Origin of the sequence: Roseomonas alba (assembly GCF_019430885.1) — a bacterium.
Taxonomy (GTDB): Bacteria; Pseudomonadota; Alphaproteobacteria; order Acetobacterales; family Acetobacteraceae; genus Neoroseomonas; species Neoroseomonas alba.
Window position 1 is genome coordinate 122,624 of the sequence record NZ_JAHYBZ010000012.1, and the last position, 25,380, is coordinate 148,003.

Sequence of the window (25,380 nt, forward strand, 5' to 3'; positions counted from 1 at the left end):
GGTCAGTCGAGGCGCGCCGAGACCCCGACTTCCGGGGCCAGCCGGCTGTTCCAGGCGTCGACGCAGGGTTCGCCACAACGACGGACCCAGCCGGGCAGGACGGTCTCGGTCAGCAGACGGATGCGCCGGTCCTGGTCCGCGGCCGAGACGGGGATGATGGTCGCCTGCCCGCGGCGGCCGGTCGTGCAGCTTGGCAGCCCGGCGTTGCAGGCGAAGCCATCGACCGTTTCAGTCTCTACCGCGTCCCAGATCTGGCGCTCAAGCGTGCCCACTTCGCGCCGGATGAGCGTGCGTGCCCATTCGGGCAGGCCATTCCAGGCGGCGCGGTTCGCGCCGAAGACCGATAATCCCCACGTGATGGCCATGCTGTGCATGTAAGGGGTCAGCTCATGCAGGCCGATTGCGTTGGCCGAGAGCGTTCCGGTCACGGCGCAGTCGACGACGCCCGAACGCACCGCCGCGAGCGTCTCTCCAAACGGGATCACCACCGGCGTGGCACCGAGGGCGGCAAACATCTCCGACTGTCCGACCGAGGATGTGCGGATGCGCCGTCCGGCCAGGTCCGACAGCCCGGTGAACCGGTCGCGGCAGAAGACGACCTGCGCCGGATAGGTGTAGATGGCGAGGAGTTCGACATCGTAACGCTCGGCGAGCAGCTCCTCGAGGTGCGGGCGATAGGCCGCCACCGTACGGCGCAGCGTCGCCATGTCCGGATTGACCGCGGGCAGGTCGACGGCGTTGAACTCTGGTTCCTCGTTACTGACGACGGCGAGCAACACCGTGCCGAAGGGCACGACGCCGAGGCGCATCAGCGCCAGCATTTCCTGCGCGCGGATGCCGCTGCGGTCGAAGGGCGCGATCTCAGCCTGGATGCGGCCGCCCGACGCCTCCGCCAGGTGCTGGCGCCAGAAGGGTTCCTCATAACGGACATACTGGCTGACATCCGCGAGGCCGCCGACGATCTTCAGGCGCAGGGGTTCCTGCGCCGTCGCCTGCTGCGCGGCCGCATGGGCTGCCGTGAGGACCATAATGACAGGCAGGAGCAGCAGTGGGAGGATGGGCCGAAGCACTGATCGCAACAATTCTGCCTCCTGAGCGTGCAGGCTCTCCGGAATTTGCCACTCTTCGGCGAAGAGTGTCACAGTCTCTCCCAAAGAACCACACCCCTTCCGGGAATCTGGACGGGTCACGTTTAAACGTATGGACAGCATTCCATGACTCGGCATGTTTGTGCGATCGCCAGCCATCGTGGTGGTTCTTTCCTTTGGCCCGAGAACGGGCTGGCAGCCTTTCGGGCGACGGCTGGCCTGGCGTTGGAGCAGTCGGAGTGCGATGTCCACGCTTCGGCCGACGGCGAAGCCATCGTGATGCATGACGCGACGCTCGACCGGACGACGGATGGCTCCGGCCGTGTCGTCGCTTTCACGGCCGCCGAGCTGTCCCGCGTGCGGCTGAAGGGCGGTGGCGGGGAGACGGTGCCGCGGCTGGCCGAGATGCTGGCGCTGTACCGGGAGTCACCCGTCGCGCCGCGGATCGAGATCAAGGAGGATGTCGAGGGCCGGCCCTATCCGGGGCTCGTGGCCCGGGTGCTGGGGGAACTCGACCGCTCGGGGCTGCGGCGCCGGAGTTGGATCATCGGGTTTGACGCGCCGACCATGGCCGAGGTCGCTGCGATGGGCGGCGTCGCCGGCGTCGCCTGGCTGCTCGAGCGCAAGACGTGGCAGTCCCTGGGGCTGACGGGCACGATCGCGGTCGCCACGGCCTACGCCTTTCCCGAAGTGGGGGTCCACGAATCGCTGCTGGATGCGGAGGCCTGCGCAGCGCTGCGTGCCGCGGGGGTCGGCATCTCGGTGTGGGGGGCGAATCACGAGGCTTCGATCCGGCGCATGCTGGGGCTGGGCGTCGACCTGCTGGCGACCGACGATCCGCCGCTCGCCATCGCGCTGCGGGGATAGTCCCCGCCGCGCGTCGTTGTTGCCAGGCTGCTGCCCGCACACCTAACCTGCGTCCAGAACGAACAAGGGAGGGCGCGCCAAGGTGGCTGGGGATCCGGCTGTCCTCGAGGCCGACAGGATCAGCCTGCGCTTCGGCGGGGTCAGGGCGCTGACCGATGTCTCCTTCTCCGTGGGGCGGGGGGAGATCTTCTCCATCATCGGGCCGAACGGTGCGGGCAAGACCTCGATGGTCAACTGTATCTCGGGCCGCTATCGGCCGACCGAGGGACGCATTCTGCTCGAGGGGCGCGACGTGACGGGTTTGCGGCCCAATCGCCGCGCAGCGCTGGGCATCGGGCGCACCTTCCAGAACCTGGCGCTGTTCGGGCATATGAGCGTGCTCGACAACATCATGGTCGGCCGCCATCACTTGCTTCGCACGGGCTTCCTGCGCGGGATGGTCTATTGGGTGGGCGGCGCCCAGACCGAGGAACTCGCCCATCGGCGCGAGGTCGAGGAGATCATCGACTTCCTCGAGATCCAGCATGTGCGCAAGGCGACTGCCGGGACGCTGTCCTATGGACTGCGCAAGCGGGTCGAACTGGCGCGTGCCGTCGCGCTGAAGCCGCGGCTGATCCTGCTCGACGAGCCCATGGCGGGCATGAACCTCGAGGAGAAGGAGGACATGGCCCGCTTCATCGTCGACCTCAACGAGGAATGGGGCATGACGGTGCTCATGATCGAGCACGACATGGGCGTCGTGATGGACATCAGCCACCGCGTCATGGTGCTGGATTTCGGCCGAAAGATCGCCGAGGGGACGCCGGAGGCCGTGCTCGCCGATCCGCATGTGAGACGCGCCTATCTCGGGGAGGCGGATGACCTGGTCGAGGGCGAGCCGGTTCCGGCATGAATATCGCCGAGGACACGCTCCCGCGCCTTTTGCGCCGCAATGCCCGCGATCATGGCGGCGATATCGCGATGCGGGAGAAGGAGTTCGGCATCTGGCGGTCGCTACGCTGGGCGGACGTGGCGACACGCACGCGCGACCTGGCGCTCGGGCTGCGGTCGATCGGGGTCGGCACGGGCGATGTCGTAGGGTTGATCGGGGACAACCGCCCGGACTGGGTCATGGGGGAGATCGCAGCCCATGCGCTGCGGGCGCGCTCGCTTGGGATCTATCGCGATGCGCTGGATGAGGAGGTCGCCTATCTCCTGTCATTCAGTGGAGCGAGCGCCGTCATCGCCGAGGATGAGGAACAGGTCGATAAGCTGCTGAACGTGTCGGAGCAGGTGCCATCGCTGCGGCACATCGTCTTCTGCGATCCGCGCGGCATGCGCAAATACGCCGACCCGCGGCTGCTGCCCCTGGAGGCCGTGCTGCGGAGCGGGGCCGAGACAGCGGCCGCCAATCCGGCGGCCTGGGACCGGCTGGTCGATGCGACGACGGGCGAGGACATCGCCATCCTCTGCACCACCTCTGGCACCACGGCGAGGCCGAAGCTGGCGCAGCTCACGGGGCGGGCGCTGGTGCGGCATTGCGAGGCCTATCTCGCCGTCGATCCCAAGGGGCCGGAGGACGAGTATGTGTCCGTGCTGCCGCTGCCCTGGATCATGGAGCAGATCTACGTCCTGGGCTGGGGCCTGATCGCGCGCATGAAGGTCAACTTCGTCGAGGAACCCGAGACGATGATGGCCGATTTCCGCGAGATCGCGCCGACCTTCGTGCTGTTCGCGCCCCGGGTGTGGGAAGGGATCGCGGCCGATGTCCGGGCGCGGGTGATGGACGCCTCTCCCTTCAAGCAGCGGGCCTTCGAGGCGGGGATGCGCATGGGCCTCACCGCCCTGGATGCGGGCGGGCGATCGACCGTGGCGGATGCGCTGCTGTTCCGGGCGCTGCGGGACCGGCTCGGATTCACGCGGTTGCGGTCGGCCGCCACGGGTGGTGCGGCGCTGGGGCCGGAGACCTTCCGGTTCTTCCAGGCGATGGGCGTGCCGCTGCGCCAGCTCTACGGGCAGACCGAACTGCTCGGCGCCTATACGCTGCACCGGCCGGGCGAGGTCGATTTCGACACGGTCGGTGTCACCTTCGGGCCGGATGTCGAGTTGCGTATCGACAGCCCCGACGCCAATGGCGTCGGCGAGATCGTCACGCGCCATCCCAACATGTTCTCCGGCTATCTCGGCGTCGACGAGACGCCCGATCTGCGCGACGGATGGCTGCATACCGGCGATGCGGGATACTACAATGCCGCCGGGCAGCTCGTGGTCATCGACCGCATCCGCGACATCGCGACGACCAGCCGGGGAGACCGCTTTTCTCCCCAGTTCATCGAGAACAAGCTGAAGTTCAGCCCCTTCGTGGCCGAGGCGGTGATCCTCGGCGACCAGCGTCCGCATCTCGCGGCGATCATCTGCATCCGCTTTCCCATCGTCAGCAAATGGGCCGAGCGCAACCGCATCGCCTTCACGACCTATTCGGACCTGTCTGCGCGGCCGGAAGTGCTGGACAAGATTCGCGAGGAGGTCGCGAAGGTGAATGCCTCCCTGCCGCCGGCGCAGCGCATCCGCGACTTCCTGCTGCTCTACAAGGAGCTGGACGCCGACGACGAGGAGCTGACGCGCACCCGCAAGGTTCGCCGCGGCGTGATCAACCGGAAATACGGCGACATCATCGAAGCCATCTACGCCGGCGAGGAGGCCATTCCCGTCGATACCGCCATCGCGTTCCAGGATGGCACGAAGCAGCGGATCCGTACGGTGCTGCGGGTGGCGCGCATGGCGGCGACCGAGGCGGAGAAAGCCTGAATGGATACCACCTTGCTGTTCCAGCTCGTGCTGAACGGGCTGATCGTGGGCGCACTCTATGGCGTCGTCGCGATGTCCTTCGTACTGATCTACAAGGCGTCGCAGGTGGTGAATTTCGCTCAGGGCGAGTTCCTGCTGGTCGGCGCCTGGGTGTGCTGGTGGCTGCTGACGACCTGGCCGATCCCGTTCTGGGCGGGATTCCTGGTCACTCTCGCCTTCATGACCGCTTTCGGCATGCTGTTGCAGGTCATCGTGCTGCGTCCGCTGATCGGGGAGCCGGTGATCAGCGTCATCATGGCGACCGTCGGCCTGTCGATCTTCTTTCAGGCGCTGATGAAGTGGATCTTCGGCGTCTTCGCTCAGCCATTCCCACCGATCTTCGCTGTCGAGCGCGTGCGCGTCCTGGGGTTGGAGGTCCAGTCGGTCTATCTGGCGAGCCTCGGCGTCTCGGCGCTGATCATGCTCGGCTTCTGGTGGTTCTTCACCTATTCCAAGCATGGGCTGGCGATGCGGGCGACGGCTTTCGACCAGCAGGTGGCGCAGTCGCTGGGTGTGTCCGTGCCGCGCGTCTTCGCGATGTCCTGGGCGATCTCGGCCGTGGTATCGGCCGTGGCGGGCGTGGTGGTCGGGGTGGTGAATGGCGTGTCCTCGGCGCTGTCCTTCTACGGCATCAAGGTGTTTCCCGCGGTCATCCTGGGCGGGCTCGATTCCATCGTGGGCGCGGTGCTGGGCGGGCTGATCGTCGGGGTGCTGGAGAATGTCGCCCAGTATGTCGATGCCGAATGGCTCAACTGGGGGAACATGTATCAGATCGCGCCCTTCTACGCGCTGATCCTGATCCTGCTGATCAAGCCCTACGGCCTGTTCGGCACGCGCAATATCGAAAGGGTCTGACGGCATCATGGCCACGATGACCCCGGCCGGGGATTTCCGAACCAGCTACCGCGCCGATACGACCATCTTCCCGACTTTCGGGTCGCGTGTCGCCACGCTGGCGGGGCTGGTGCTGCTGTGCGCGGCACCGCTGGCCCTGGGGCGGTATGAGCTCGGCCTGCTGATCACCATTGGCTACAGCGCCATCGCCGCGCTGGGGCTGAACATCCTGGTCGGCTTCACCGGGCAGATCTCGATCGGCCATGCGGCCTTCTTCGGCTTCGGAGCCTTCTCCTCGGCACTGCTGGCCGAGCACCATGTTCCGGTGCCGCTGGCCATCTGGGGCGCGGGGGTCATGACGGCCGTAGTCGGCCTGGTCTTCGGTGCGCCGGCGGCGCGGCTGAAGGGCCTGTACCTCGCCATCGCGACGCTGGCGGCGCAGTTCATCCTTGAAGACTTCTTCGCCCGGGCGCGCTGGTTCTCGGGCGGCGTGGCCGGTCGCGTTACCGAACCCTATGAGCTGTTCGGCCTGCGCTTCGACCGCGAGGAGACCTATTTCTATATCGTCCTTGCCCATCTGGTGCTGCTGTTCGTCGCCGCGGCGAACCTGATGCGCACCCGGGACGGACGGGCGCTGATCGCGGTGCGGGACCATTACCTTTCCGCCGAGATGATGGGCATCAACCTCGCTTACTACCGCACCCTGTCCTTCGGCATCGCCGCCTTCTACGCCGGCATCGGCGGTGCGCTCTATGCGCACTACCTGCTCTTCGTCAGCGTCGAGGCGTTCAACATCCTCTACTCGATCCAGTTCCTCGCGATGGTCATCATCGGCGGGCTGGGTTCGGTGATGGGCAGCCTGATGGGCGCGGCCTTCATGGTGCTGTTGCCGGAGGTGGTGCAGTCCGGCGCCGATCTGCTGGCCGGCGGGATGATCGACCGGATTCTGCGGATCGGAGCCTCGATCTCCTTCCTGCGGGAGATGGCGATCGGCGCGGCGATCATTCTGTTCCTGATCTTCGAGCCCGATGGCCTCGCCCATCGATGGCGCTTGATCAAGGCGTATTGGAAACTCTACCCCTTCTCGCATTGAGGCCGGTCAACGGCCCGCACGAACCCAGGAGGATACGTTCATGAGGCTTCCGCTTTCCCTGATCGCCGGCGCGCTGATGGTCGCGACGCCGGCGCTGGCCCAGGCGCCGATCCCGGTCGGACATCTGATGGACAATTCCGGCGCGACCTCTGACGTCGGGGTGCCCTACGGCCAGGGAGTCGCCGACACGCTCGCCTGGGTGAACCAGACGCGGGGCGGTGTGGCCGGGCGACGGTTGGCCGTGTCGGGCTTTGACTATGGCTACCAGGCCCCGCGCGCCGTCAGCCAATACCAGTCCTGGGCGCAGCGCGAGCGCGTCGTGGCGATCCAGGGCTGGGGCACGGCGGATACCGAGGCCCTGGTGCGCTTCGTGACGCGCGACCGCATCCCCTACATTTCCGGGTCCTACTCGGCGGCGCTGACCGATGCCGGCGGCACTTCGCGCCGGCAGGGCGTGGAACCTGCGCCGTTCAACTTCTTCTACGGCCCGTCCTACTCCGACGCGTTGCGCGGCATGCTGCAATGGGCTGCCGAGGACTGGAAGGCGCGCGGCCAGCAGGGTCGTCCGCGCTACGTCCATATGGGTGCCAACCACCCCTATCCGAACAGCCCGAAGGAGGCTGGGGAGGCGCTGGCGCGCGAGCTCGGCTTCGAGGTGCTGCCGGCGATCCAGTTCGCGCTGACGCCGGGCGACTACACCGCGCAGTGCCTCACGCTGAAGAACCAGGGCGCGAACTATGCCTATCTCGGCAATACGGCCGGGTCGAACATCTCCGTGCTGCGCGCCTGCCAGACGGTCGGGGTGCAGGTGCAGTTTCTCGGCAATGTCTGGGGCATGGATGAGAACGCCATGAAGGCGGCCGGCACGGCGGCGAATGGCGTGGTTTTCCCGGTGCGCACGGCTTCCGTCTGGGGTGCCTCGGCGCCAGGAATGGAGACGATGCGCGCCATCAGCCGGGTTTCCGACCAGTCCGGCAATGCCTATCGGCCGGTACACTACCTGGCCGGCGCCTGCGCGGCGATGCTGATGGTCGAGGCGATGGAGACCGCCGCGGAAGGTGGCGGCCAGATCACCGGCGAGCGCATCCGCAACGGCTTCTACGCCCGACAGGACTGGGTTCCGCGCGGCTTCGACGGGGTCTGCGCGCCGTCCACCTTCACCGCGCAGGATCATCGCGGGACGATGCGCGTCGCGCTCTATCGCGCGCAGGTCAGCGGCAACACGTCGCAGGGCAGCGTGCAGGAGCTGATGGCGGCCGGCACCATGGCGCTGCAGCCCGTCGCGACCATCAACCTGCCCCGCCGGGCCGACTGGCTCGGCTGGTGATGAGCGAGACGGCCGCGCCCGCATCGACGGTGCGGGGGATGCCCCCCGCGCCGCTCCTCGAGGTGAAGAACATCGAGGTGGTGTACAACGAGGTCATCCTCGTGCTGCGCGGCCTGTCGCTGTCGGTGCCGAAGGGCGAGATCGTCGCCCTGCTCGGCGCCAATGGCGCGGGGAAGTCGACCACGCTGAAGGCGATCTCGGGCCTGCTGCGCACGGAGGAAGGCGAGGTCACCCGAGGCGAGATCCTGTTCGATGGCGAGCGCATCGACGGCATCGTGCCCGATCGCATCGTCCGCCGTGGCATCTTCCAGGTGATGGAGGGGCGGCGGATCGTCTCGGACATGACCTGCATCGAGAATCTGCGCCTGGGCGCCTTCACCCGCACGGACGGAGACGTCAGGCGCGACATCGACATGGTGTTCGACTACTTCCCCCGTCTGCGCGAGCGCACCGGACTTGCGGGCTATCTCTCGGGCGGGGAGCAGCAGATGCTCGCCATTGGGCGTGCCCTGATGGCGCGGCCGCGGCTGATCCTGATGGACGAACCCTCCATGGGCCTTTCGCCGCTGCTGGTGAAGGAGGTCTTCGGGATCATCCGGCGGCTTAATCGCGACCTCGGCATCACCATCCTGCTGGTGGAACAGAATGCGCGCATGGCCTTGTCCGTCGCCTCCTATGGATATGTCATGGAACAGGGGAAGGTCGTGCTCGACGGCGCGGCGGCGGCCCTGGCGGAGAATGAGGACGTGAAGGAGTTCTATCTCGGCGGCCATGGCGCCGAGCGGAAGTCGTTCCGCAACCTGAAATCCTACAAGCGGCGGAAGCGTTGGCTGTAGTCCCGGCGACGCTGCGACAGGCTCTTGGCGACGGCGCCAGCCTGGCCGATCCTGATGGCGAGGTGCCCGATGTCCGCGAACCAGATTCCCTCCCTTGATTTCGGCCTCGGTGACGAGGTGGACATGCTGCGTGACACGGTCCGGTCCTTCGCGGCGGAGCGCATCGCCCCGATTGCCGCCGAGATCGACCGCACGGATGAGTTCCCCCGCCACCTCTGGCCCGAGATGGGCGCGATCGGCCTGCACGGCATCACGGTCGAAGAGGAGTATGGCGGGTCGAACATGGGCTACGTCGCCCATTGCGTGGCGATGGAGGAGGTCAGCCGCGCCTCGGCCTCAGTGGGGCTGTCCTATGGCGCGCATTCCAACCTCTGCGTGAACCAGATCCGCCGCAACGGCAGCGAAGACCAGAAGCGGCGCTACCTGCCCAAGCTGATTTCCGGCGAACATCTCGGCGCGCTGGCGATGAGCGAGCCGGGCGCAGGCAGCGACGTCGTCTCCATGCGGCTCCGCGCTGACAAGCGGGGCGACCGCTACGTGCTGAACGGCACGAAGATGTGGATCACCAACGCGCATTACGCGGAGACGATGGTCGTCTATGCCAAGACCGACCCGGCCGCCGGCCCGAAGGGTATCACCGCCTTCATCGTCGAGCGCGACTTCAAGGGCTTCCGACCGGCGCAGAAGCTCGACAAGCTCGGCATGCGCGGGTCGCCCACCAGTGAACTCGTCTTCGAGGAATGCGAGGTTCCGGAGGAGAATGTCCTCGGGCAAGTGGGTGGTGGCGTGCGGGTGCTGATGTCCGGCCTGGACTACGAACGCGCCGTGCTGGCGGCGGGTCCGCTCGGCATCCTGCAGGCATGCCTCGACCTGGTCGTGCCCTATGTCCATGAACGCAAGCAGTTCGGCCAGGCGATCGGCGAGTTCCAGCTCATCCAGGCCAAGCTCGCCGACATGTACACCACGCTCAATGCCTGCCGGGCCTATGTCTATGCCGTGGCGCGCGCCTGCGACCAGGGCAAGACGACGCGCAAGGATGCGGCGGGGGCGATTCTCTTCGCGGCGGAGGCGGCAACCAAGGCGGCGCTGGATGCGATCCAGATCCTCGGCGGCAACGGCTATATCAATGAGAATGCGCCGGGCCGCCTGCTGCGCGATGCCAAGCTGTACGAAATCGGCGCCGGTACCAGCGAGATCCGCCGCATGCTGATCGGGCGCGAGCTGTTCCGGGAGACCGCGTGAGCCACATCCTTTCTTCCTCCGTCGATACGCGCTCGGAGGCCTTCCGCGCCAATGCGGCGACGATGCGCGGGATGCTCGAGACGCTGGGTGCGCGCGCGGCGGAGGCCTCCGTCGGCGGGCCTGAAGCTGCGCGCCAGAGGCACGTTGCGCGCGGCAAGCTGCTGCCGCGGGAACGTGTGGAACGGCTGCTCGACCGTGGGGCGCCGTTCCTCGAACTGTCGCCGCTCGCCGCCTATGGCATGTATGGTGGGGAAGTCCCTGGCGCCGGGATGATCACAGGCATCGGCCGGATCTCGGGCCGGGAATGCGTGATCGTCGCCAATGATGCGACGGTGAAGGGCGGCACCTACTACCCCATCACGGTGAAGAAGCATCTGCGGGCGCAGGAGATCGCGACCCAGAACCGCCTGCCCTGCATCTACCTGGTCGATTCCGGCGGGGCGAACCTGCCGAACCAGGACGAGATCTTCCCCGACCGCGACCATTTCGGTCGGATCTTCTTCAACCAGGCGCGGATGTCGGGGGCAGGCATTCCGCAGATCGCCTCGGTGATGGGGTCCTGCACGGCCGGCGGCGCCTATGTTCCCGCCATGTGCGATGAGGCGGTGATCGTGCGCGAGCAGGGCACGATCTTCCTCGCCGGGCCGCCGCTGGTGAAGGCCGCGACGGGTGAGGTGGTGAGCGCGGAGGATCTCGGCGGCGCCGATGTCCACACGCGGCTGTCGGGCGTGGCGGACCATTTCGCCGCGGACGACATGCATGCGCTCGGCATCGTGCGGCGGATCGTCGCGAATCTCGGTGCGGGGCCGCGCGCGTCGCTGGATGTCCGCGCCGCCGCGCCGCCGCGTCATGACCCGGCCGAACTGCATGGGATCATCCCCCCCGATCTGCGCACGCCGGTCGACGCACGGGAGATCATCGCCCGTATCGTCGACGGGTCCGAGCTCGACGAGTTCAAGCACCGCTACGGCACGACGCTCGTCTGTGGCTTCGCGCGCATCTGGGGCATGCCGGTCGGCATCCTGGCGAATAACGGCATCCTCTTTTCGGAATCCGCGCAGAAGGGGGCGCATTTCGTCGAACTTTGCTGCCAGCGCGGCATTCCGCTGCTGTTCCTGCAGAACATCGCGGGATTCATGGTGGGACGGAAATACGAGGCCGGCGGCATCGCCAAGGACGGGGCGAAGCTGGTCACCGCGGTCGCCTGCGCGAATGTGCCGAAATTCACCGTCATCACCGGCGGGTCCTTCGGCGCCGGGAATTACGGCATGTGCGGTCGGGCCTATTCGCCTCGCTTCCTGTTCACCTGGCCGAATTCACGCATCTCCGTGATGGGCGGGGAGCAGGCGGCGAGCGTGCTCGCGACGCTGCGGCGGGACAACATCGAGGCGCGCGGCGAAAACTGGAGCACCGAGGCCGAGGCGGCGTTCAAGGCGCCGATCCGGGAGAAGTACGAGCGCGAGGGCGATCCCTATTACGCGACTGCGCGGCTCTGGGATGACGGCATCATCGACCCGGCTGATACGCGGGATGTGCTCGGCCTGGCGATGGCTGCTTCCCTGAACGCCCCGATCGAGGAGACGCGCTTCGGCGTGTTCCGCATGTGATGTTCCGCAGTCTTCTGATCGCCAACCGGGGCGAGATCGCCTGCCGCATCATCCGCACCGCGCAGCGCATGGGCATCCGTTGCATCGCCGTGTTCAGCGAGGCCGATGCCGGCGCGCTGCATGTCGCGCTGGCCGACGAGGCGCATCCGATCGGCCCGGCCTTGGCGCGGGATTCCTATCTTCGCGGTGACCATATCATCGCAGTCGCGCGCGCGGCGGGCGCCGAGGCGATCCATCCGGGCTATGGCTTCCTGTCCGAGAATGCGGATTTTGCCGAGGCCTGCAAGGCGGCCGGCATCGTCTTCGTCGGGCCGCCCGCTGCGGCGATCCGCGCCATGGGCAGCAAGGCGGAATCGAAGGCGCTGATGGTGGCGGCCGGCGTGCCCGTGGTGCCCGGCTATCATGGCGAGGATCAGTCCGAGGAGCGCCTCGCGACCGAGGCCGCGCGCATCGGCTTTCCCGTGCTGATCAAGGCGAGCGCCGGGGGCGGCGGCAAGGGCATGCGCCCGGTCTACAGCGCTGCGGATTTCCTCGACGAGCTTGCCGGTGCGCGGCGCGAGGCGCGCTCGGCCTTCGGCGACGACCGCGTGCTGCTGGAGCGCTACCTGCAGAAGCCGCGGCATGTGGAGGTGCAGGTCTTCGCGGATCGGCATGGCCGTGCCGTGCATCTGCACACGCGCGACTGCTCGGTGCAGCGGCGCCACCAGAAGGTGCTGGAGGAAGCGCCGGCGCCGGATCTGTCACCGGCCTTGCGTGAGCGCCTGCATGCGGCGGCCGTCGCCGCGGCACGTGCGGTCGGCTACGTCAATGCCGGCACGGTCGAGTTCATCGTCGAAGGCGAAGACGCCTTCTTCATGGAAATGAACACGCGGCTGCAGGTCGAACATCCGGTGACGGAGATGATCACCGGCCTCGATCTGGTCGAATGGCAGCTTCGGGTCGCAGCGGGTGAGGCGTTGCCCGACGATTGGCCGCCCGACCCTGTGGGACACGCCGTGGAGGTGCGGCTCTATGCCGAGGACCCGGCGGCGGACTACCGGCCTTCGGTCGGGACGTTGCGGCATTTCTCGCCGCCGGGCGGGGTGCGCGTCGATACGGGCGTGCGCGCCGGGGACAGCATCACGCCCTATTACGACCCCATGATTGCGAAGATCGTCGCTCCGGGACAGGACCGTGCTGCGGCGTTCGGGGCATTGTCCCAGGCCCTGGGCGAGACACAGCTTGGCGGCCTGACGACCAATCTCGGCTTCCTGCGCCGGCTCGTGGCGCATCCGGCGATGCGGGCGGGGGAACTCGACACCGGCTTCGCGGCACGCCACGCGGAAGCGCTGATCCCGCCGCCGCGGGAGGCGCCAGCGGCCGCGCTCGCGGCCTTTGCCGCGGTCTATCGCGCTGGGCCGCGCGGCGGGTCCTCGCCCTGGGATCGGGTCGAGGGCTTTCGCCTCTTCGGCGCGGCCGAGGACCTGATCCTGGTGCGCGACGAGGCCGCCATCCGTCGCATCCTGCTGCACAACCGGCGCGGCGTGGTCGAGGCCATCGTGGACGACGCTCCGCCCATCCGCGTCGCAGCGGATCTCTCGCTCGGGCAACGCGCCTCGGTCGATGGGGTCTGGCACCCGGTGCCCATCACGCTGGACGAGGACGTCGTCAGCCTGACCTTCGCAGGGGAGGACTATACGCTCCGCCTGCTCGACGCCTATGCGCCGCGCGGCGGGGAGGCGGCGGCGGAAGGGCGGCTCTCGGCGCCGATCCCGGGTCGGGTCGTGCAGATGCTGGTGAATGTCGGCGACCGGGTCGCCCGCGGTCAGGTCGTCGCGATCCTCGAGGCGATGAAGACAGAGATCCGCATCGCCGCCCCGGCCGAGGGCATCGTCGCCCATGTCGGCTGTGCCGAGGGCGACAGTGTGGAGGAGGGGACGGAGATCGTCACCCTCGCGCCGCCGGACGCGGACGCAACGCCTCCCTGATCGGGTTGCGCAACAGCAAACCGGTGCGGCGTAGCGCGCAGCCGAGATGGATGGCCGCAGGCATGGCGGCATAGGCGTCGCGCAGCGGGACGAGGCGCAGCAGGGCGGCCAGCGCCTCGCTGCGCGCGCCGCGCTGGGCCAGGGCGCAGGCCAACAGCAGTGCGGCTTCCTGCGGCGCGATCTGGGGGCAGAGCGGGCACCCGGCCGCGATTGGCGCGGCGCGCAGCAAGGCATCCAGGGGAGCTGCGGCTGCCCCGGCATCTTCCGTCGCCAGCACCATCATGGCGGCGGGCAGGGGCGGTTCTCCGCGATGCCAGGCGCGCAGCGCGTCGAGCAGGAGACGCTCGGCCGTCGGCAGGTCTTCCGCCGGCGTGCCGGCCCAGGGCCAGTCGGGCAGTCCACTGACGGACATGGGGCCTCCTCTCGCTACCTGGCCTGGATAGCGTAAATGAGAATGATTCGCAATAACGAAGGTCAGTGGAAATCCCGGCTGGGCGGCAGACGCATGGGCGGCCGGGCATTCTCCCGGGAATCCGGGCGGCGCACCTCATCCGCACGGGCCAGGGCGGCGTCCCAGGGGGTGTGCTCCAGCGTGTGCAAATCCGACAGGAGATCGGAACGGTCCGTCAGTCGCGCGACCAGCAGGTGGATGATCGGCACTTCGGACGCATCGTGTCGTTCGACCCGGCCTTCCGCCACCACCAGCCGGGAAGCGACGACCGCGGCGCGAAAGCGTTCGGCGATGTCGGGATAGAGGACGAGATTGGCAGTGCCGAACTCGTCCTCGACGGTGAAGAAGACTACGCCCTTCGCGCTGCCGGGGCGCTGGCGCACCAGCACCAGGCCGGGCAGGCGCAGCCTGCGCCCCTGCGGCGCAGTTCCCAGGGCGCGCGTATCGGCCAGACCCAGCGCATCGAGACGCGGGCGAAGCAGCGCCAGGGGGTGCGCCCGCAGCGTCAACCCCGTGCCGGCATAGTCGAGCACCGTCTGCTCGCCGGCCGTCATGCGCGGCAGGCGGGGCGCGGCCTCGGGCCCTTCGGACGCGGCGAGTGGTGGCGCCGGGCCGGACAGCGCCGCGGCGTCCCACAGCGCGGTGCGGCGGTCGCGCCCGAGGCCGCGGAAGGCGTCCGCCTGGGCGAGCGCTTCCAGCGCCGCGCGATTGAGTCTCGCCCGTTGCGCCAGATCGGCGACGGATGTGAAAGGCGCTTCTGCCCGTGCCGTGGCGATGCGTGTCGCATCTTCCTCGCCCAGCCCGGACACCAGGCGCAGGCCGAGGCGGAGCGCGAAGCCTTCGGCACTGCGCGGGTCGGGTTCCAGGGTGCAGTCCCAGGCGCTCGCGGTCACGTCGATGGCACGCACTGCGACGTCGTGCGCCTTGGCATCCCGCACGATCTGCGCCGGGGCATAGAAGCCCATGGGCTGGCTGTTGAGCAGCGCGCAGGCGAAGACCGCGGGGTGGTGGCACTTCACCCAGGCGCTCGCATAGACCAGCAGGGCGAAGGACATGGCGTGGCTTTCCGGAAAGCCATAGCTGCCGAAGCCTTCGATCTGGTTGAAGCAGCGCTCGGCGAAATCCTGCGGATAGCCGCGGCGGAGCATGCCGGCGATGAATTTCTGCTGGAAGGCGGCGACCTTGCCTTCGTTGCGGAAGGTCGCCATGGACCGCCGCAGCGCATCTGCCTCGGTCGGCGTGAAGCCGGCGGCGACGATGGCGATGCGCATCGCCTGTTCCTGGAAGAGCGGCACGCCGTGGGTGCCTTTCAGCACGACGTCCAATTCGTCCGGCGGGCCATGTTCTGGCGCCGGGGAGGGGATATCCGCAGCCTCCAGCCCATCCCGCCGCCGGAGATAGGGATGCACCATGTCCCCCTGGATCGGTCCCGGGCGGACGATCGCGACCTCCACCACCAGGTCGTAGAATTCGCGCGGCCTGAGGCGCGGCAACATGTTGAGCTGCGCGCGGCTTTCCACCTGGAAGACGCCGATCGCGTCCGCCTTGCACAGCATGTCGTAGACGCGCGGGTCGGTCGGCTTCAGATCGGGCAGCGTCATGCGCCGGCCGTGATGCTGCGCGATCAGGTCGAAGCCACGCCGCAGGCAGGTCAGCATGCCGAGGCCGAGCACATCCACCTTCATCATGCGCAACGCCTCGATGTCATCCTTGTCCCATTCGAGGGTGGTGCGGTCCGCCATCGCCGCATTCGACACGACGGCGAGTTCGACCAGCGGTCCCTCGGTGATGACGAAGCCGCCGACATGGGTGGAGAGGTGGCGCGGGAAATCCTGGATCTCCTCGGCGAGTTCCAGCGCCATGGCCAGGCGCGGATCGCCCACCGCATCCAGCCCCTGTTCGGCAGCGACCTCGGTCATGTCGCGATCCCCACGCGGGCTCCAGACAGCCTTGGCGAGGCCGGCCGTGATATCCTCGGTCAGGCCGAGCGCCTTGCCGACTTCCCGGATCGCGCTGCGCGGCCGATAGCGGGCGAGGGTGGCGCAGAGCGCGGCGCGGTCGCGGCCATAGCGGTCGTAGATGTGCTGGATCACCTCCTCGCGCCGCTCATGCTCGAAATCCACGTCGATGTCGGGCGGCTCGTTGCGCGCGGTCGAGAGGAAGCGGGCGAAGAGCAGATTATGTGTATCGACATCCGCCGAGGTGATGCCGAGCACGTAGCAGACCGCCGAATTCGCCGCCGAGCCGCGGCCTTGGAAAAGAATCTCCTTGCTGGCCGCGAAGCGCACGATCTCATGCACCGTGAGGAAATACGGCGCGTAGTCGAGCTGCGCGATCAGGGCGAGTTCCTCATCGAGCAGCCGGCGCAGCTTCGCGGAAGGTCCGTTCGGCCAACGTTCCGCCAGGGCCTGCTCCACGCGCGCCGCGAGCGTCTCCTGTGCCGTGCATCCGGCGTCGAGGACCTCCTTCGGGTATTCGTAGCGAAGCTGGTCGAGGCTGAAGTGGCAGGCCTCCTTCACGCGCAGCGTGTTCGTCACGGCCTCCTCATGGCCCTGGAACAGGCGCAGCATCTCGGCGGATGGCTTCAGGTGCGCCTCGGCATTCGGTTCCGCCGCGAAGCCCAGCGCATCGACCGTGGTCCGCAGCCGGATGGCGGTGAGCACATCGGCGAGCCGCCGTCGCACCGGCGCGTGGTAGCGCACGCCGCCGGCCGCCAGCAGCGGCATGCCGATCGACGCCAGCCTGTCGCGCCGCCGGCGGTCGTCGCCGCGATGACGATGCGTCACGGCGCAGAACAGTGGCAAGGCGAGATGCGGCTGCAACGCCACGGCATCGGCGCGCAGACGCGTCGCGAAATCCGCGCCGATATCCTCGGGCGCGATCATCGCCATGACGCTGCCCTGCGCCTGCGCAACCAGCGCCGCGCGATCGATGCGGCATTCGCCCTTCGGGGCGGCCATCCGCCCTTCCGACAGCAGCCGTGTCAGCCGCCCCCAGGCGACGCGATCCGTCGGCCAGGCCAGGTATTCGCAGCCATCCGTCAGGCAGAGCCGGACGCCGGGCAGGAAAGGCAGGCCTTCCGCTTCCGCCGCCACATGCGCCCGCACCACGCCGGCAAAGGAATTGCGATCCGCCACCCCGATCGCCGCATGGCCGAGCGCCTTTGCCGTCGCGACCAGTTCCTGCGGATGCGATGCGCCTTCGAGGAAGGAGAAATTCGTCAGCGCGCCGAGTTCGGCAAAGTCGGTCATGGCAGATGCCCGTGCAGCACCCAGCGCGCGTCGGGCCCCATCGGCCCGGCCCGGCAGACCCAGAGCCGCGCGCCGGAGTCCAACTCGACCTGATAGTAGTCGCGGGGCAGCCGGTCCGGCGTGTCCCGCCACCATTCCGGTTCGATCCGCTCGGCCTCCTCGGCGCGCAGCACGCGGTGCCAGATGCGGCCGAGCCGCAGGCGGAAGGGCGGGCCATCCGGCACTTGCGCCATCACCTGCAGGATCGGCGGCCGCCGTAGCAGTCGCACCGGCCGCGGCCGTGGTGCCCAGCCATCCGGTACCTCCACCGTCCCGAAGGCGCTGACCCGTGCCATGGCCCGTTCCGGCCAGTGGCTCGCCCGCGGCGCCAGGCGCCAGACCGGCACGCGCTGCGCCAGGCGGTCGAGCAATTGCGCCAACTCCTCGCGCCGCTCCGTCCGGCCCGTGGTGCCCAACCCTTCCTGCACGCCGGTCAGCGGGTCCGTGCGCGGCGCCTCCAGGACGATCCGTTCGAAGCCGCAATCCGGTTCCAGCCGTTCCAGCTTCTCATGGAAAAGCCGCGTGATGTGCTTCGGGTCGCGCGACGCGAGCCCGGTGCCGATCGCGATTTCCTGCACATCGCCATCCACGCGATGCGCGCGCAGCAGCATCCGCCGCGCGCCGCGCCCGGCTTCTCTCAAAGCCCGACACAGATCGACCAGCAATGCGTCGAGCGCCGCCTCGATCCCCTCCCGCGTCACCACCGGATCGGCGAAGTCGTGTGCCGCAGCCATGTCCGGCGGGGGGCGGATCGGCGTGATCGGGCGGGCGGCGCGGCCCAGCGCCTCATCCAGCGCGCGGGCCAGCGCCGGGCCGAACCGGCGCACCAGCCCCGGCCGCGGCTGAGCCGCGACGCTGCCGATATCGCGCAGGCCAAGCCCGTGCAGCACGCCCATCAGCGTCGGTTCGAGGTTCAACGCGGCCAGTGGCAGCGGTGCGACGGCGGCTTCCTCCTCGCCCGTTGGCACCAGCCCGTTCCAGCCCGTCCGCACCAAAGCGAGCGCCGTGCCGGCATGCCCCGCCACAGCCGCGACGGCTGACAACCCCATGCGCGCCAGCCGGTCCAGCACCGCTTCCCGCAAGGCGGCCTCGCCCCCGAACAGATGCTCGACGCCGGTGATGTCGAGCAGCAGGCCATTCGCGCCGACCACGCCCACCAGCGGTGTGAAGCGCAGCGCCCAGAGCGCCAGCCGATCCAGCAGGGCGACATCGGCGGCGGGGTCCTCAGGCACCAGAATGATGTCGGGCAGGATCGCCTGGGCATCGGCGAGCGCCTGACCCGGTTCGAGCCCGGCCGCCTCGGCCTCAGGGCTGAGTGAGAGCACGATCCGGCGGGACCCTTGTGCGGCCCAGATGGCCAGCGGGCCGGGATGGCGCAGGCGCTCGACCGGCAGGCGGGGAAAGAGGAGGGCGAGGACGCGGCGAGGAGTGCCAAGGGAGGCGACCTTGTGCACCGCCGGCAAGGCTTCCCCGGATCCCTCGGGGAAGAGGGAGGGGAGGTCCAGGCGGGGCGGACGGCAGAAGCGGCGTCTCATGGGAGGGCGCGGGAGGGACTTTGTCCCACCCGGACCCATTCGGCCACGGGTAGCCATAGGCGTTGCTTTTCAACGTCAATGGGAGCCCGCATCGGCCGAAAGGCCTTTCTGATAAGCTGGCTGCTTCCGCCGAGGTTGGAATCGGAGGGGCTCTGCCCCTCCGAGCCACCCCGCCAGGTGCTTGGAGCGCCTGGACCGCAATCTTTGGGTGCCGAGCGGTACGGCCATGCTGCCCCCGCCAAGCGCGTCTGGTGCGCAGGTGCGGGTCTCGGCACCATTCTGTCCGCGGCGCACGGCGCCAAGTTGAGGTTTCCAAAGGCCTTTCGGCCTTTGGCGGGGTGAGCCCGAGAGGGGCAGGGCCCCTCTCGGTTCCCCTGCGCCGTCATGCGCGCCTCCGAACAGCTCCGCTCCGCGCTGCGCTTTCCTCGGTGACGAGCTGGTCGCCATGCCAAGCCGCCTGCCAGCGCGCCGGCCGCCCGCCGCGGCAGCGCAGCAGTTCCAGCGACCAGGCCGGGTCGCCCAAGGCATGCGAGCTGGGGCTGTCCGAGGCCGTGGCCCCGACGCGCCAGCGGGTCAGGGCGGCGGTCGGGGCGGCGCCATCCTCGTCCGGCCGCAGCAGCAGGCCGAGCACGCCGCCGGCCTCGGCCGCCAGTTGCAGGCGGCGGGCGGCCGTGAGGTCCAGATCCCCCGATACCATCAGCAGCGCGGCGCCGACCGCCGGACAGCGCAGGGTTTCCTCCATGGCCCAGAGCGCGTCCTGCTGGCGGGTCGCGCGGACCAGCACGAGTTGTGCGGGCGACAGGCCGAAGCGGGATAGGCCGGGCGGCCAGGCATCAGGGTCCGGGGCGATCCACAGCACCGTGCCGCCGGCCCGCGCCAGGGCAAGGGTGGCGAAGCCGGCGGCCGCACCGGGTTCGCCGGCCAGGACCTCGTGCAGCGCGGCACGGGGCAGCCCGCCCCAGGGCAGGGCGGCATCGATGGCGGGGGCGAGGGGAATGGCATCCTCTCCCCGTGTCGCCAGGGCTTCGGCCGCACCGGCCCGCTCCATGCGCGCGATGCGGGCACGGAGGGCGGCGATCAGGGCGGGACGGTCGAGGGGGAGAGTGGACATGGCCTGAAGGGGAGGGGCCGTTGATGTTCGCTTTATGTTCTAGTACCGCGCCCCAACAGGTCAAGCGTCGTGGAGGGTTTGGCCCCGATACGCCCTTCCGTGCCAAAGGTTTCTGTCTCTAAGCGGCTCAGGAGAAACGATTTCCTGCCCCTTGCCGGCCTGTCCGAGGCACCCGACCATCATGCGGTAAAGCGCAAGGAACGCCTCATGATGGACGCAGTCCCGCCCCCGGCCTCCGGCATCGTGGAGGGTTTCGAGGGTGCCGTCGGCAATACCCCGCTGATCCGCCTGCGCCGCGCTAGCGCCGCGACAGGCTGCGACATCCTGGGCAAGGCGGAGTTCATGAATCCCGGCGGGTCGGTGAAGGACCGGGCGGGTCTCGGCATCATCCTTGATGCGGAAAAGCGGGGGCTGCTGACGCCGGGCCAGCCCGGCACCGTGGTGGAAGGCACCGCCGGCAATACCGGCATCGGCATCACGCTGGTGGCGAATGCGCGGGGCTATCGCAGCGTCATCGTCATTCCCGAGACGCAGTCGCGCGAGAAGATCGACTTCCTGCGCATGATCGGGGCGGATCTGCGGCTGGTGCCGGCAAAGCCTTATTCCGATCCCGGCAACTACGTGCATTTCAGCCGGCGACTCGCGGAGGAACTGGGCGCCGTCCACGCCAACCAGTTCGACAACACGGCGAACCGCGCGGCGCATGAGGCGACGACCGGCCCCGAGATCTGGACCCAGACCGATGGGCAGATCGACGCCTTCACCTGTTCCTGCGGCACCGGCGGGTCGCTCGCCGGCGTGGCGCGCGCGCTGAAGGCGCGCAAAAAGGGTGTGCGCATCGTCCTCGCCGACCCGATGGGCAGCGCGCTTTATTCCTGGGTGAAGACCGGCACGCTGAAGGCCGAGGGCAACTCCATCACCGAAGGCATTGGCCAGGCCGCCCGCGTGCCCGGCAACCTCGAACCCGACCGCGCGCTGATCGACGACGCCGTGCAGGTGACCGACGAGGAAGCGCTGGAGCAGGTCTTCGACCTGCAGATCCATGAAGGCATCTCGATCGGCGGGTCGGCCGGCATCAATGTCGCGGCGGCGATCAAGGTGGCCAAGGCGCTCGGGCCGGGTCACCGCATCGTGACGCTGCTCTGCGATGGCGGTGCGCGCTACCAGTCCAAGCTGTTCAATCCGGAGTTCCTGCGCGGCAAGGGCCTACCCGTGCCGCCGTGGCTCGCCTGATCCGTCCTTCGGGGGCATCCATGGAAGTGATCGAACTCGCCCGCACCATTCGCAGCCGCGACCCGGCGCGGCCGTCCTGGCCGGAGACGATCCTCTGCTATGCCGGGCTGCACGCGGTACTGTGGCATCGCATGGCGCATGCGCTGTGGCGGATGGGGCTGCACGGCCTGGGCCGCTTCGTCTCCCATATCGGCCGCTTCCTGACGGGCATCGAGATCCACCCCGGCGCGCGCATCGGCCGGCGGCTCTTCATCGACCACGGCATGGGCGTCGTGGTCGGCGAGACCGCGGAGATCGGCGACGACGTGCTGATCTATCACGGCGTGACGCTGGGCGGCCTGTCCGGCCAGCCGGGCAAGCGGCATCCGACCATCGGCAACAACGTGGCGATCGGCGCCGGGGCGCAGGTGCTGGGGCCGATCCTGGTCGGCGACGGCGCCCGCATCGGCGCCAATGCCGTGGTGACGAAGGATGTGCCCGCCAACTGCACCGTGGTGGGCATCCCGGCACGGCCGCCGGCGGGGTCGATCTGCGCCGATCCCACCGTCGGCTACGGCATCACGCATCCCGAGGACGATCCCATCGGCGAGCAGCTTGCCGCCATGCGCGCGGAACTTGCCGCGCTCCGCACCCGCGTCGCTGAGCTGGAACGCCAGCCCGTCACGACGAACTGACCGGGCAGGGGAAACCCCGCCCGGTCGAGGAAGCCCCGCGGTGTTTCAGCGCCGCGGCGGTGTCAGGTCCCAGGGGGCGCGGGCGGCTTCTTCCAGCGCCTCGGACCGGCTGATGCCGATATCGGCCAGCATGCGACGATCCATCTCGGCCAGTTGGCGTCGGCTTTCGACCGCCTGGAGGATGCGGCGCAGCCAGTCGAGCCAGGTCGTGCCGCGGGCGGCTGCGGCCCGGACGGGGTGGGAAACGGGAAGGCTGCGGGTCGTCATGTGGCGGTCCTCCTGATGGCGCCGGGCCCGAAAATGGAGGGCGGCAATGCATCAGGAAAACGAAATCTATTGACGGCTGGCATCAGCATCGTTGATCCCTCCGGCCGGAGGTCACCGCCATGCTGGCCATTCCCCCGGGCATCGATCCCGACCTGCTGCGCTCCTTCGTGCTGATCGCCGAGGGCGGATCCTTCACCCGCGCCGCCAATGCCGTGGGGCGCACCCAATCGGCCGTCTCCATGCAGATCCGTCGGCTCGAGGAGACGCTCGGCCAGCCCTTGCTGCTGCGCGGACCGCGCGGGGTGGAGACCACGCCGCATGGCGCCTGGCTGCTGGAACGCGCCCGGCGGCTGCTCGCCATGCATGACGAGATCGTCTCGACCTTCCGCACCCCGGCCGTGTCCGGAACGGTGCGGCTCGGGACGCCCGACGATTACGCGCTGCGCTGGCTGCCGGGCATCCTCGCGCGCTTCGCGGAGGTGCATCCGGCCGTCGAGGTCGTCGTCACCTGCGCGCCGTCCAACGAACTCGTCCAGCGGCTGGAAGAGGACGAGATCGACCTGACCCTGCTCTCGGGCGGCAATGAGCGGCCGGGCATGACGGGTCAGCCCCTGTGGCATGCGGGGCTGCGCTGGATCGGTTCGACGGCCCATGCGGCGCATCGGCGCTCGCCCATCCCGCTGGCGACGGCACAGCCGAGCTGCGTCTGGCGCCGTGCCGCGGTGCGGGCGCTCGATGAGGCCGGCCTGCCGTGGCGTGTCGCCTATACCAGCACCTCACAGGCGGGCACGTTGGCACCGGCGCTGGCGGGCCTGGCCGTGACGATCGGCCTGCCGGGGCCCTTGCCGGCGGGGCTGCGCTTCCTGGGGGCCGAGGACGGCATGCCGCCGCTGCCGGATTTCGCCATCGTTCTCGTCACCGGCCCTGGAGGCGGTCCTGTCGTCGAGACCCTGGCCGAGGCGATTCGCGCCGGATTCGCCGAAGCCACGGTTACCCAGGCTTGAGCCCGGTCGCGTGCCGTGTCATCTGCGCCAGGACGATTCGATACGAAGGCGGTCATTGGCTTGAGGCATCGGATGAACCGACGGGCGGGGCCGGCTGTCGCAGGGCGTGCCGCGCCCTGCCTCGGGCGACCGGGGAAAGCCGGCAGGATCAGCCGGCGCGCGTCGTTCCCCTCTTTCCGCCGAGCGGTTCGGCAGACACCATGGTCTGCATGGTGCGGAGGCGAACCGGCTTACAGCTTCGGCGCGCCTGTCGACATGACGATGCAGTGCCACGGCGGATGACTGAGCATGGATGAGGCGGCCCTCTTTGCGACCATCATGGAAGAGGGCGCCCTTCTGCGCCGTCGCCTCGCCGCGGAGGCGGCCGACGCCGTCATCGGCGTGGTGGAGGCTTGCGAGCGCGCGATTCGCGGCGGCGGGCGGCTGTTCTTCTGCGGCAATGGCGGCAGCGCGGCGGATGCCCAGCATCTCGCGACCGAATTGCTGATCCGGCTGCGCTCGGCGGTCGAGCGGCCGTCCTGGCCGGCGATCGCCCTGACTCTCGACCCGACGGCGCTGACCGCGGGCGGGAACGATTATGGCTTCGACGAGGTGTTCGCCCGGCCACTCTCGGGTCTCGGCCGGGCCGGGGATGTGCTGTTCGGCATCACGACCAGCGGCAGGTCGCCGAACGTGCTGCGGGCGCTGGAGACGGCGCGGGGGATGGGGATCGCGACGGTCGGTATGCTGGGCGGCGATGGGGGGCCGGCGCTCGCCTTGTGCGATCACGCGCTTCTGGTGCCGAGTCGCGTCACTGCCCGGGTCCAGGAAATGCACATCACCCTGGGGCATGCCGTGATGGAACTTCTCGAGGACAGGCTGGTCCGCGCATGAGTGTCCTGCTTACCGGCGCCGCCGGCTTCATCGGGATGCATGTCGCCGAGGCGTTGCTCGGGCGCGGTGAGGCAGTGATCGGGGTCGATGATCTGAACCCCTATTACGATGTGCGGCTGAAGCAGGCGCGACTCGCGCGGCTGGAGGGCCATCCCGGCTTTCGCTTCATCAGTGCCGATGTTTCGGACCGCGATGCCATGCTCGGCCTGGCGGAGGCGGAGCCGGGGATCGACCGGATCGTGCATCTCGCGGCGCAGCCGGGGGTGCGGTACTCGCTGGTCGATCCCTACGTCTATGTGCAGGCGAATGTGATGGGGCATCTCGTGATGCTCGAACTGGCGCGGCGCCTGCCGCGACTCGGGCATCTCGTCTACGCCTCCTCCTCCTCGGTCTATGGCGGGAACCGGCAACTGCCCTTCGCCGAGACGGACCGGGTGGACCATCCGGTCTCGCTCTATGCCGCGACCAAACGCGCGGGCGAGCTGATCAGCGAATCCTACGCGCATCTTTTCGGGCTGCCGCAGACGGGGCTGCGCTTCTTCACCGTCTATGGGCCCTGGGGGCGGCCGGACATGGCGCCCTGGATGTTTGGGGCCGCGATCCTCGAGGGGCGTCCGATCACGCTCTATGACGCCGGGCGTCTGAAGCGGGATTTCACCTTCGTCGAGGACATCGTGGCCGGGGTCGTGGGTTGCCTGGACCATCCGGCGCCGGCAGTGGAACCGCGGCTGCTGAACATCGGCAATCACCGCAGCGTCGAAGTGCGGCGGTTCGTCGAGGTGCTGGAAGAGGCACTCGGCCAGAAGGCTGTGGTCGTCGATGCGCCGCGCCCGGCGACGGATGTCGAGGAAACCTTCGCGGACATCACGGCGATCCAGGCGCTGTGCGGCTATGCGCCGCGCACGCCGATCGAGGTCGGGATCCCTCGCTTTGCGGAATGGTTCCTTTCCTGGCGAAAGGGGGGTTGACCGCCCCCGCTAAGGGCCATAAAAGCCCCCCCACGCCGCTGACGGGGCGGGTTGACGAAGACGGGGTGACCCGGTAACTTCCTCGGCCCGCGAAGAAAGCGGAGTTCGCTGGATCGGCGATTGGTGACCTCCCCTGAGGTTATCTCGGGTCGATCTGGTGTTGTTCTTTTAAAATTGCATCGGGTTTTGGAAGTAGATTGGTTCTTGGCTGTCCCTTGGATGTGGATGGCTGGGTGCTGGGCTGAGGAGGCTGTGGATTGTGCCTTTGGTGATCTGGCTGGGCTTGG

The 25,380-nt window shown here is 68.7% G+C and carries 21 protein-coding genes; 15 read left to right on the forward strand and 6 right to left on the reverse strand.

Features of this window, described 5'->3' with window-relative positions; genetic code table 11:
• Positions 1-2 precede the first annotated feature (2 nt).
• A complete protein-coding gene (locus tag KPL78_RS27255) occupies positions 3-1,070 on the reverse strand; it encodes a TRAP transporter substrate-binding protein (protein WP_369412880.1) in 1,068 nt (355 codons plus the stop codon).
• Positions 1,071-1,214: 144 nt separating this feature from the next.
• On the opposite strand from KPL78_RS27255, the gene KPL78_RS27260 reads away from it, so the two are divergent.
• The 10 genes from KPL78_RS27260 (at position 1,215) to KPL78_RS27305 (ending at position 13,687) form a co-directional block, all read left to right on the forward strand.
• Positions 1,215-1,955 carry a glycerophosphodiester phosphodiesterase family protein gene (locus tag KPL78_RS27260; protein ID WP_219766345.1) on the forward strand — a complete coding sequence of 247 codons (741 nt, stop codon included), beginning with the start codon at positions 1,215-1,217 and terminating at the stop codon, positions 1,953-1,955.
• Positions 1,956-2,037: 82 nt separating this feature from the next.
• Entirely contained in the window at positions 2,038-2,847 is an 810-nt protein-coding gene (locus KPL78_RS27265) for an ABC transporter ATP-binding protein (protein WP_219766347.1), read from the forward strand.
• A complete protein-coding gene (locus KPL78_RS27270; RefSeq protein ID WP_219766349.1) occupies positions 2,844-4,742 on the forward strand; it encodes an AMP-binding protein in 1,899 nt (632 codons plus the stop codon). The genes KPL78_RS27265 and KPL78_RS27270 overlap by 4 nt, the downstream gene beginning before the upstream one ends.
• The gene (locus KPL78_RS27275) at positions 4,743-5,636 is read left to right on the forward strand and encodes a branched-chain amino acid ABC transporter permease (RefSeq protein ID WP_219766351.1); all 894 of its coding nucleotides are present in this window, start codon (positions 4,743-4,745) and stop codon (positions 5,634-5,636) included. It begins immediately after the preceding gene.
• Positions 5,637-5,643: 7 nt separating this feature from the next.
• Positions 5,644-6,708, forward strand: coding sequence for a branched-chain amino acid ABC transporter permease (locus tag KPL78_RS27280; RefSeq protein ID WP_219766353.1), 1,065 nt, complete (start codon positions 5,644-5,646; stop codon positions 6,706-6,708).
• Between the two features lie 40 nt (positions 6,709-6,748).
• Positions 6,749-8,035 (forward strand): ABC transporter substrate-binding protein, encoded by a 1,287-nt coding sequence (locus KPL78_RS27285; protein WP_219766355.1) that lies wholly within the window; start codon positions 6,749-6,751, stop codon positions 8,033-8,035.
• The gene (locus KPL78_RS27290) at positions 8,035-8,871 is read left to right on the forward strand and encodes an ABC transporter ATP-binding protein (RefSeq protein ID WP_219766357.1); all 837 of its coding nucleotides are present in this window, start codon (positions 8,035-8,037) and stop codon (positions 8,869-8,871) included. The genes KPL78_RS27285 and KPL78_RS27290 overlap by 1 nt, the downstream gene beginning before the upstream one ends.
• Positions 8,872-8,940: 69 nt before the next feature.
• On the forward strand, positions 8,941-10,113 hold the full coding sequence (locus KPL78_RS27295; protein ID WP_219766359.1) for an isovaleryl-CoA dehydrogenase: 1,173 nt from the start codon (positions 8,941-8,943) through the stop codon (positions 10,111-10,113).
• Positions 10,114-10,175: 62 nt separating this feature from the next.
• On the forward strand, positions 10,176-11,720 hold the full coding sequence (locus KPL78_RS27300) for a carboxyl transferase domain-containing protein (RefSeq protein ID WP_219766393.1): 1,545 nt from the start codon (positions 10,176-10,178) through the stop codon (positions 11,718-11,720).
• Positions 11,720-13,687, forward strand: coding sequence for an acetyl/propionyl/methylcrotonyl-CoA carboxylase subunit alpha (locus tag KPL78_RS27305; RefSeq protein WP_219766361.1), 1,968 nt, complete (start codon positions 11,720-11,722; stop codon positions 13,685-13,687). The genes KPL78_RS27300 and KPL78_RS27305 overlap by 1 nt, the downstream gene beginning before the upstream one ends.
• Here the strand turns inward: KPL78_RS27305 and KPL78_RS27310 are convergent.
• From KPL78_RS27310 to KPL78_RS27325, 4 genes are all read right to left on the reverse strand, one after another.
• Entirely contained in the window at positions 13,647-14,099 is a 453-nt protein-coding gene (locus KPL78_RS27310) for a hypothetical protein (RefSeq protein ID WP_219766363.1), read from the reverse strand. The two genes, KPL78_RS27305 and KPL78_RS27310, sit on opposite strands and share 41 nt — an antisense overlap.
• Positions 14,100-14,161: 62 nt before the next feature.
• Positions 14,162-17,389 (reverse strand): error-prone DNA polymerase, encoded by a 3,228-nt coding sequence (locus tag KPL78_RS27315; RefSeq protein WP_219766365.1) that lies wholly within the window; start codon positions 17,387-17,389, stop codon positions 14,162-14,164.
• A complete protein-coding gene (locus tag KPL78_RS27320; protein WP_219766367.1) occupies positions 17,386-18,882 on the reverse strand; it encodes a Y-family DNA polymerase in 1,497 nt (498 codons plus the stop codon). The genes KPL78_RS27315 and KPL78_RS27320 overlap by 4 nt, the downstream gene beginning before the upstream one ends.
• A gap of 463 nt (positions 18,883-19,345) precedes the next feature.
• Positions 19,346-20,074, reverse strand: coding sequence for an ImuA family protein (locus tag KPL78_RS27325; RefSeq protein ID WP_219766369.1), 729 nt, complete (start codon positions 20,072-20,074; stop codon positions 19,346-19,348).
• A 210-nt stretch (positions 20,075-20,284) separates the two neighbouring features.
• Between KPL78_RS27325 and KPL78_RS27330 the strand changes: the two genes are divergently transcribed.
• Together KPL78_RS27330 and cysE are read left to right on the forward strand one after the other, a co-directional pair.
• The gene (locus KPL78_RS27330; protein WP_219766395.1) at positions 20,285-21,307 is read left to right on the forward strand and encodes a cysteine synthase A; all 1,023 of its coding nucleotides are present in this window, start codon (positions 20,285-20,287) and stop codon (positions 21,305-21,307) included.
• Positions 21,308-21,327: 20 nt separating this feature from the next.
• Positions 21,328-21,981 carry a serine O-acetyltransferase gene (gene cysE / locus KPL78_RS27335; protein WP_219766371.1) on the forward strand — a complete coding sequence of 218 codons (654 nt, stop codon included), beginning with the start codon at positions 21,328-21,330 and terminating at the stop codon, positions 21,979-21,981.
• Positions 21,982-22,026: 45 nt separating this feature from the next.
• Here cysE and KPL78_RS27340 read toward each other — a convergent pair whose 3' ends face one another.
• The gene (locus tag KPL78_RS27340) at positions 22,027-22,248 is read right to left on the reverse strand and encodes a DUF1127 domain-containing protein (RefSeq protein WP_219766372.1); all 222 of its coding nucleotides are present in this window, start codon (positions 22,246-22,248) and stop codon (positions 22,027-22,029) included.
• 119 nt (positions 22,249-22,367) lie between these two features.
• Between KPL78_RS27340 and KPL78_RS27345 the strand changes: the two genes are divergently transcribed.
• The 3 genes from KPL78_RS27345 (at position 22,368) to KPL78_RS27355 (ending at position 25,093) form a co-directional block, all read left to right on the forward strand.
• On the forward strand, positions 22,368-23,252 hold the full coding sequence (locus KPL78_RS27345) for a LysR substrate-binding domain-containing protein (RefSeq protein WP_219766374.1): 885 nt from the start codon (positions 22,368-22,370) through the stop codon (positions 23,250-23,252).
• 288 nt (positions 23,253-23,540) lie between these two features.
• On the forward strand, positions 23,541-24,125 hold the full coding sequence (locus tag KPL78_RS27350) for a D-sedoheptulose-7-phosphate isomerase (protein ID WP_255569520.1): 585 nt from the start codon (positions 23,541-23,543) through the stop codon (positions 24,123-24,125).
• On the forward strand, positions 24,122-25,093 hold the full coding sequence (locus KPL78_RS27355) for an NAD-dependent epimerase/dehydratase family protein (RefSeq protein WP_219766376.1): 972 nt from the start codon (positions 24,122-24,124) through the stop codon (positions 25,091-25,093). The genes KPL78_RS27350 and KPL78_RS27355 overlap by 4 nt, the downstream gene beginning before the upstream one ends.
• Positions 25,094-25,380 lie beyond the last annotated feature (287 nt).

Coding starts and splice junctions, on each gene's coding strand:
- KPL78_RS27260 (WP_219766345.1), top strand. CDS start 1,215: ATGACTCGGCATGTTTGTGCGATCGCCAGCCATCGTGGTGGTTCTTTC.
- KPL78_RS27270 (WP_219766349.1), top strand. CDS start 2,844: ATGAATATCGCCGAGGACACGCTCCCGCGCCTTTTGCGCCGCAATGCC.
- KPL78_RS27275 (WP_219766351.1), top strand. CDS start 4,743: ATGGATACCACCTTGCTGTTCCAGCTCGTGCTGAACGGGCTGATCGTG.
- KPL78_RS27280 (WP_219766353.1), top strand. CDS start 5,644: ATGGCCACGATGACCCCGGCCGGGGATTTCCGAACCAGCTACCGCGCC.
- KPL78_RS27285 (WP_219766355.1), top strand. CDS start 6,749: ATGAGGCTTCCGCTTTCCCTGATCGCCGGCGCGCTGATGGTCGCGACG.
- KPL78_RS27290 (WP_219766357.1), top strand. CDS start 8,035: ATGAGCGAGACGGCCGCGCCCGCATCGACGGTGCGGGGGATGCCCCCC.
- KPL78_RS27295 (WP_219766359.1), top strand. CDS start 8,941: ATGTCCGCGAACCAGATTCCCTCCCTTGATTTCGGCCTCGGTGACGAG.
- KPL78_RS27300 (WP_219766393.1), top strand. CDS start 10,176: ATGCGCGGGATGCTCGAGACGCTGGGTGCGCGCGCGGCGGAGGCCTCC.
- KPL78_RS27305 (WP_219766361.1), top strand. CDS start 11,720: ATGTTCCGCAGTCTTCTGATCGCCAACCGGGGCGAGATCGCCTGCCGC.
- KPL78_RS27310 (WP_219766363.1), bottom strand. CDS start 14,099: ATGTCCGTCAGTGGACTGCCCGACTGGCCCTGGGCCGGCACGCCGGCG.
- KPL78_RS27315 (WP_219766365.1), bottom strand. CDS start 17,389: ATGACCGACTTTGCCGAACTCGGCGCGCTGACGAATTTCTCCTTCCTC.
- KPL78_RS27325 (WP_219766369.1), bottom strand. CDS start 20,074: ATGTCCACTCTCCCCCTCGACCGTCCCGCCCTGATCGCCGCCCTCCGT.
- KPL78_RS27330 (WP_219766395.1), top strand. CDS start 20,285: ATGGACGCAGTCCCGCCCCCGGCCTCCGGCATCGTGGAGGGTTTCGAG.
- cysE (WP_219766371.1), top strand. CDS start 21,328: ATGGAAGTGATCGAACTCGCCCGCACCATTCGCAGCCGCGACCCGGCG.
- KPL78_RS27340 (WP_219766372.1), bottom strand. CDS start 22,248: ATGACGACCCGCAGCCTTCCCGTTTCCCACCCCGTCCGGGCCGCAGCC.
- KPL78_RS27345 (WP_219766374.1), top strand. CDS start 22,368: ATGCTGGCCATTCCCCCGGGCATCGATCCCGACCTGCTGCGCTCCTTC.
- KPL78_RS27350 (WP_255569520.1), top strand. CDS start 23,541: ATGGATGAGGCGGCCCTCTTTGCGACCATCATGGAAGAGGGCGCCCTT.
- KPL78_RS27355 (WP_219766376.1), top strand. CDS start 24,122: ATGAGTGTCCTGCTTACCGGCGCCGCCGGCTTCATCGGGATGCATGTC.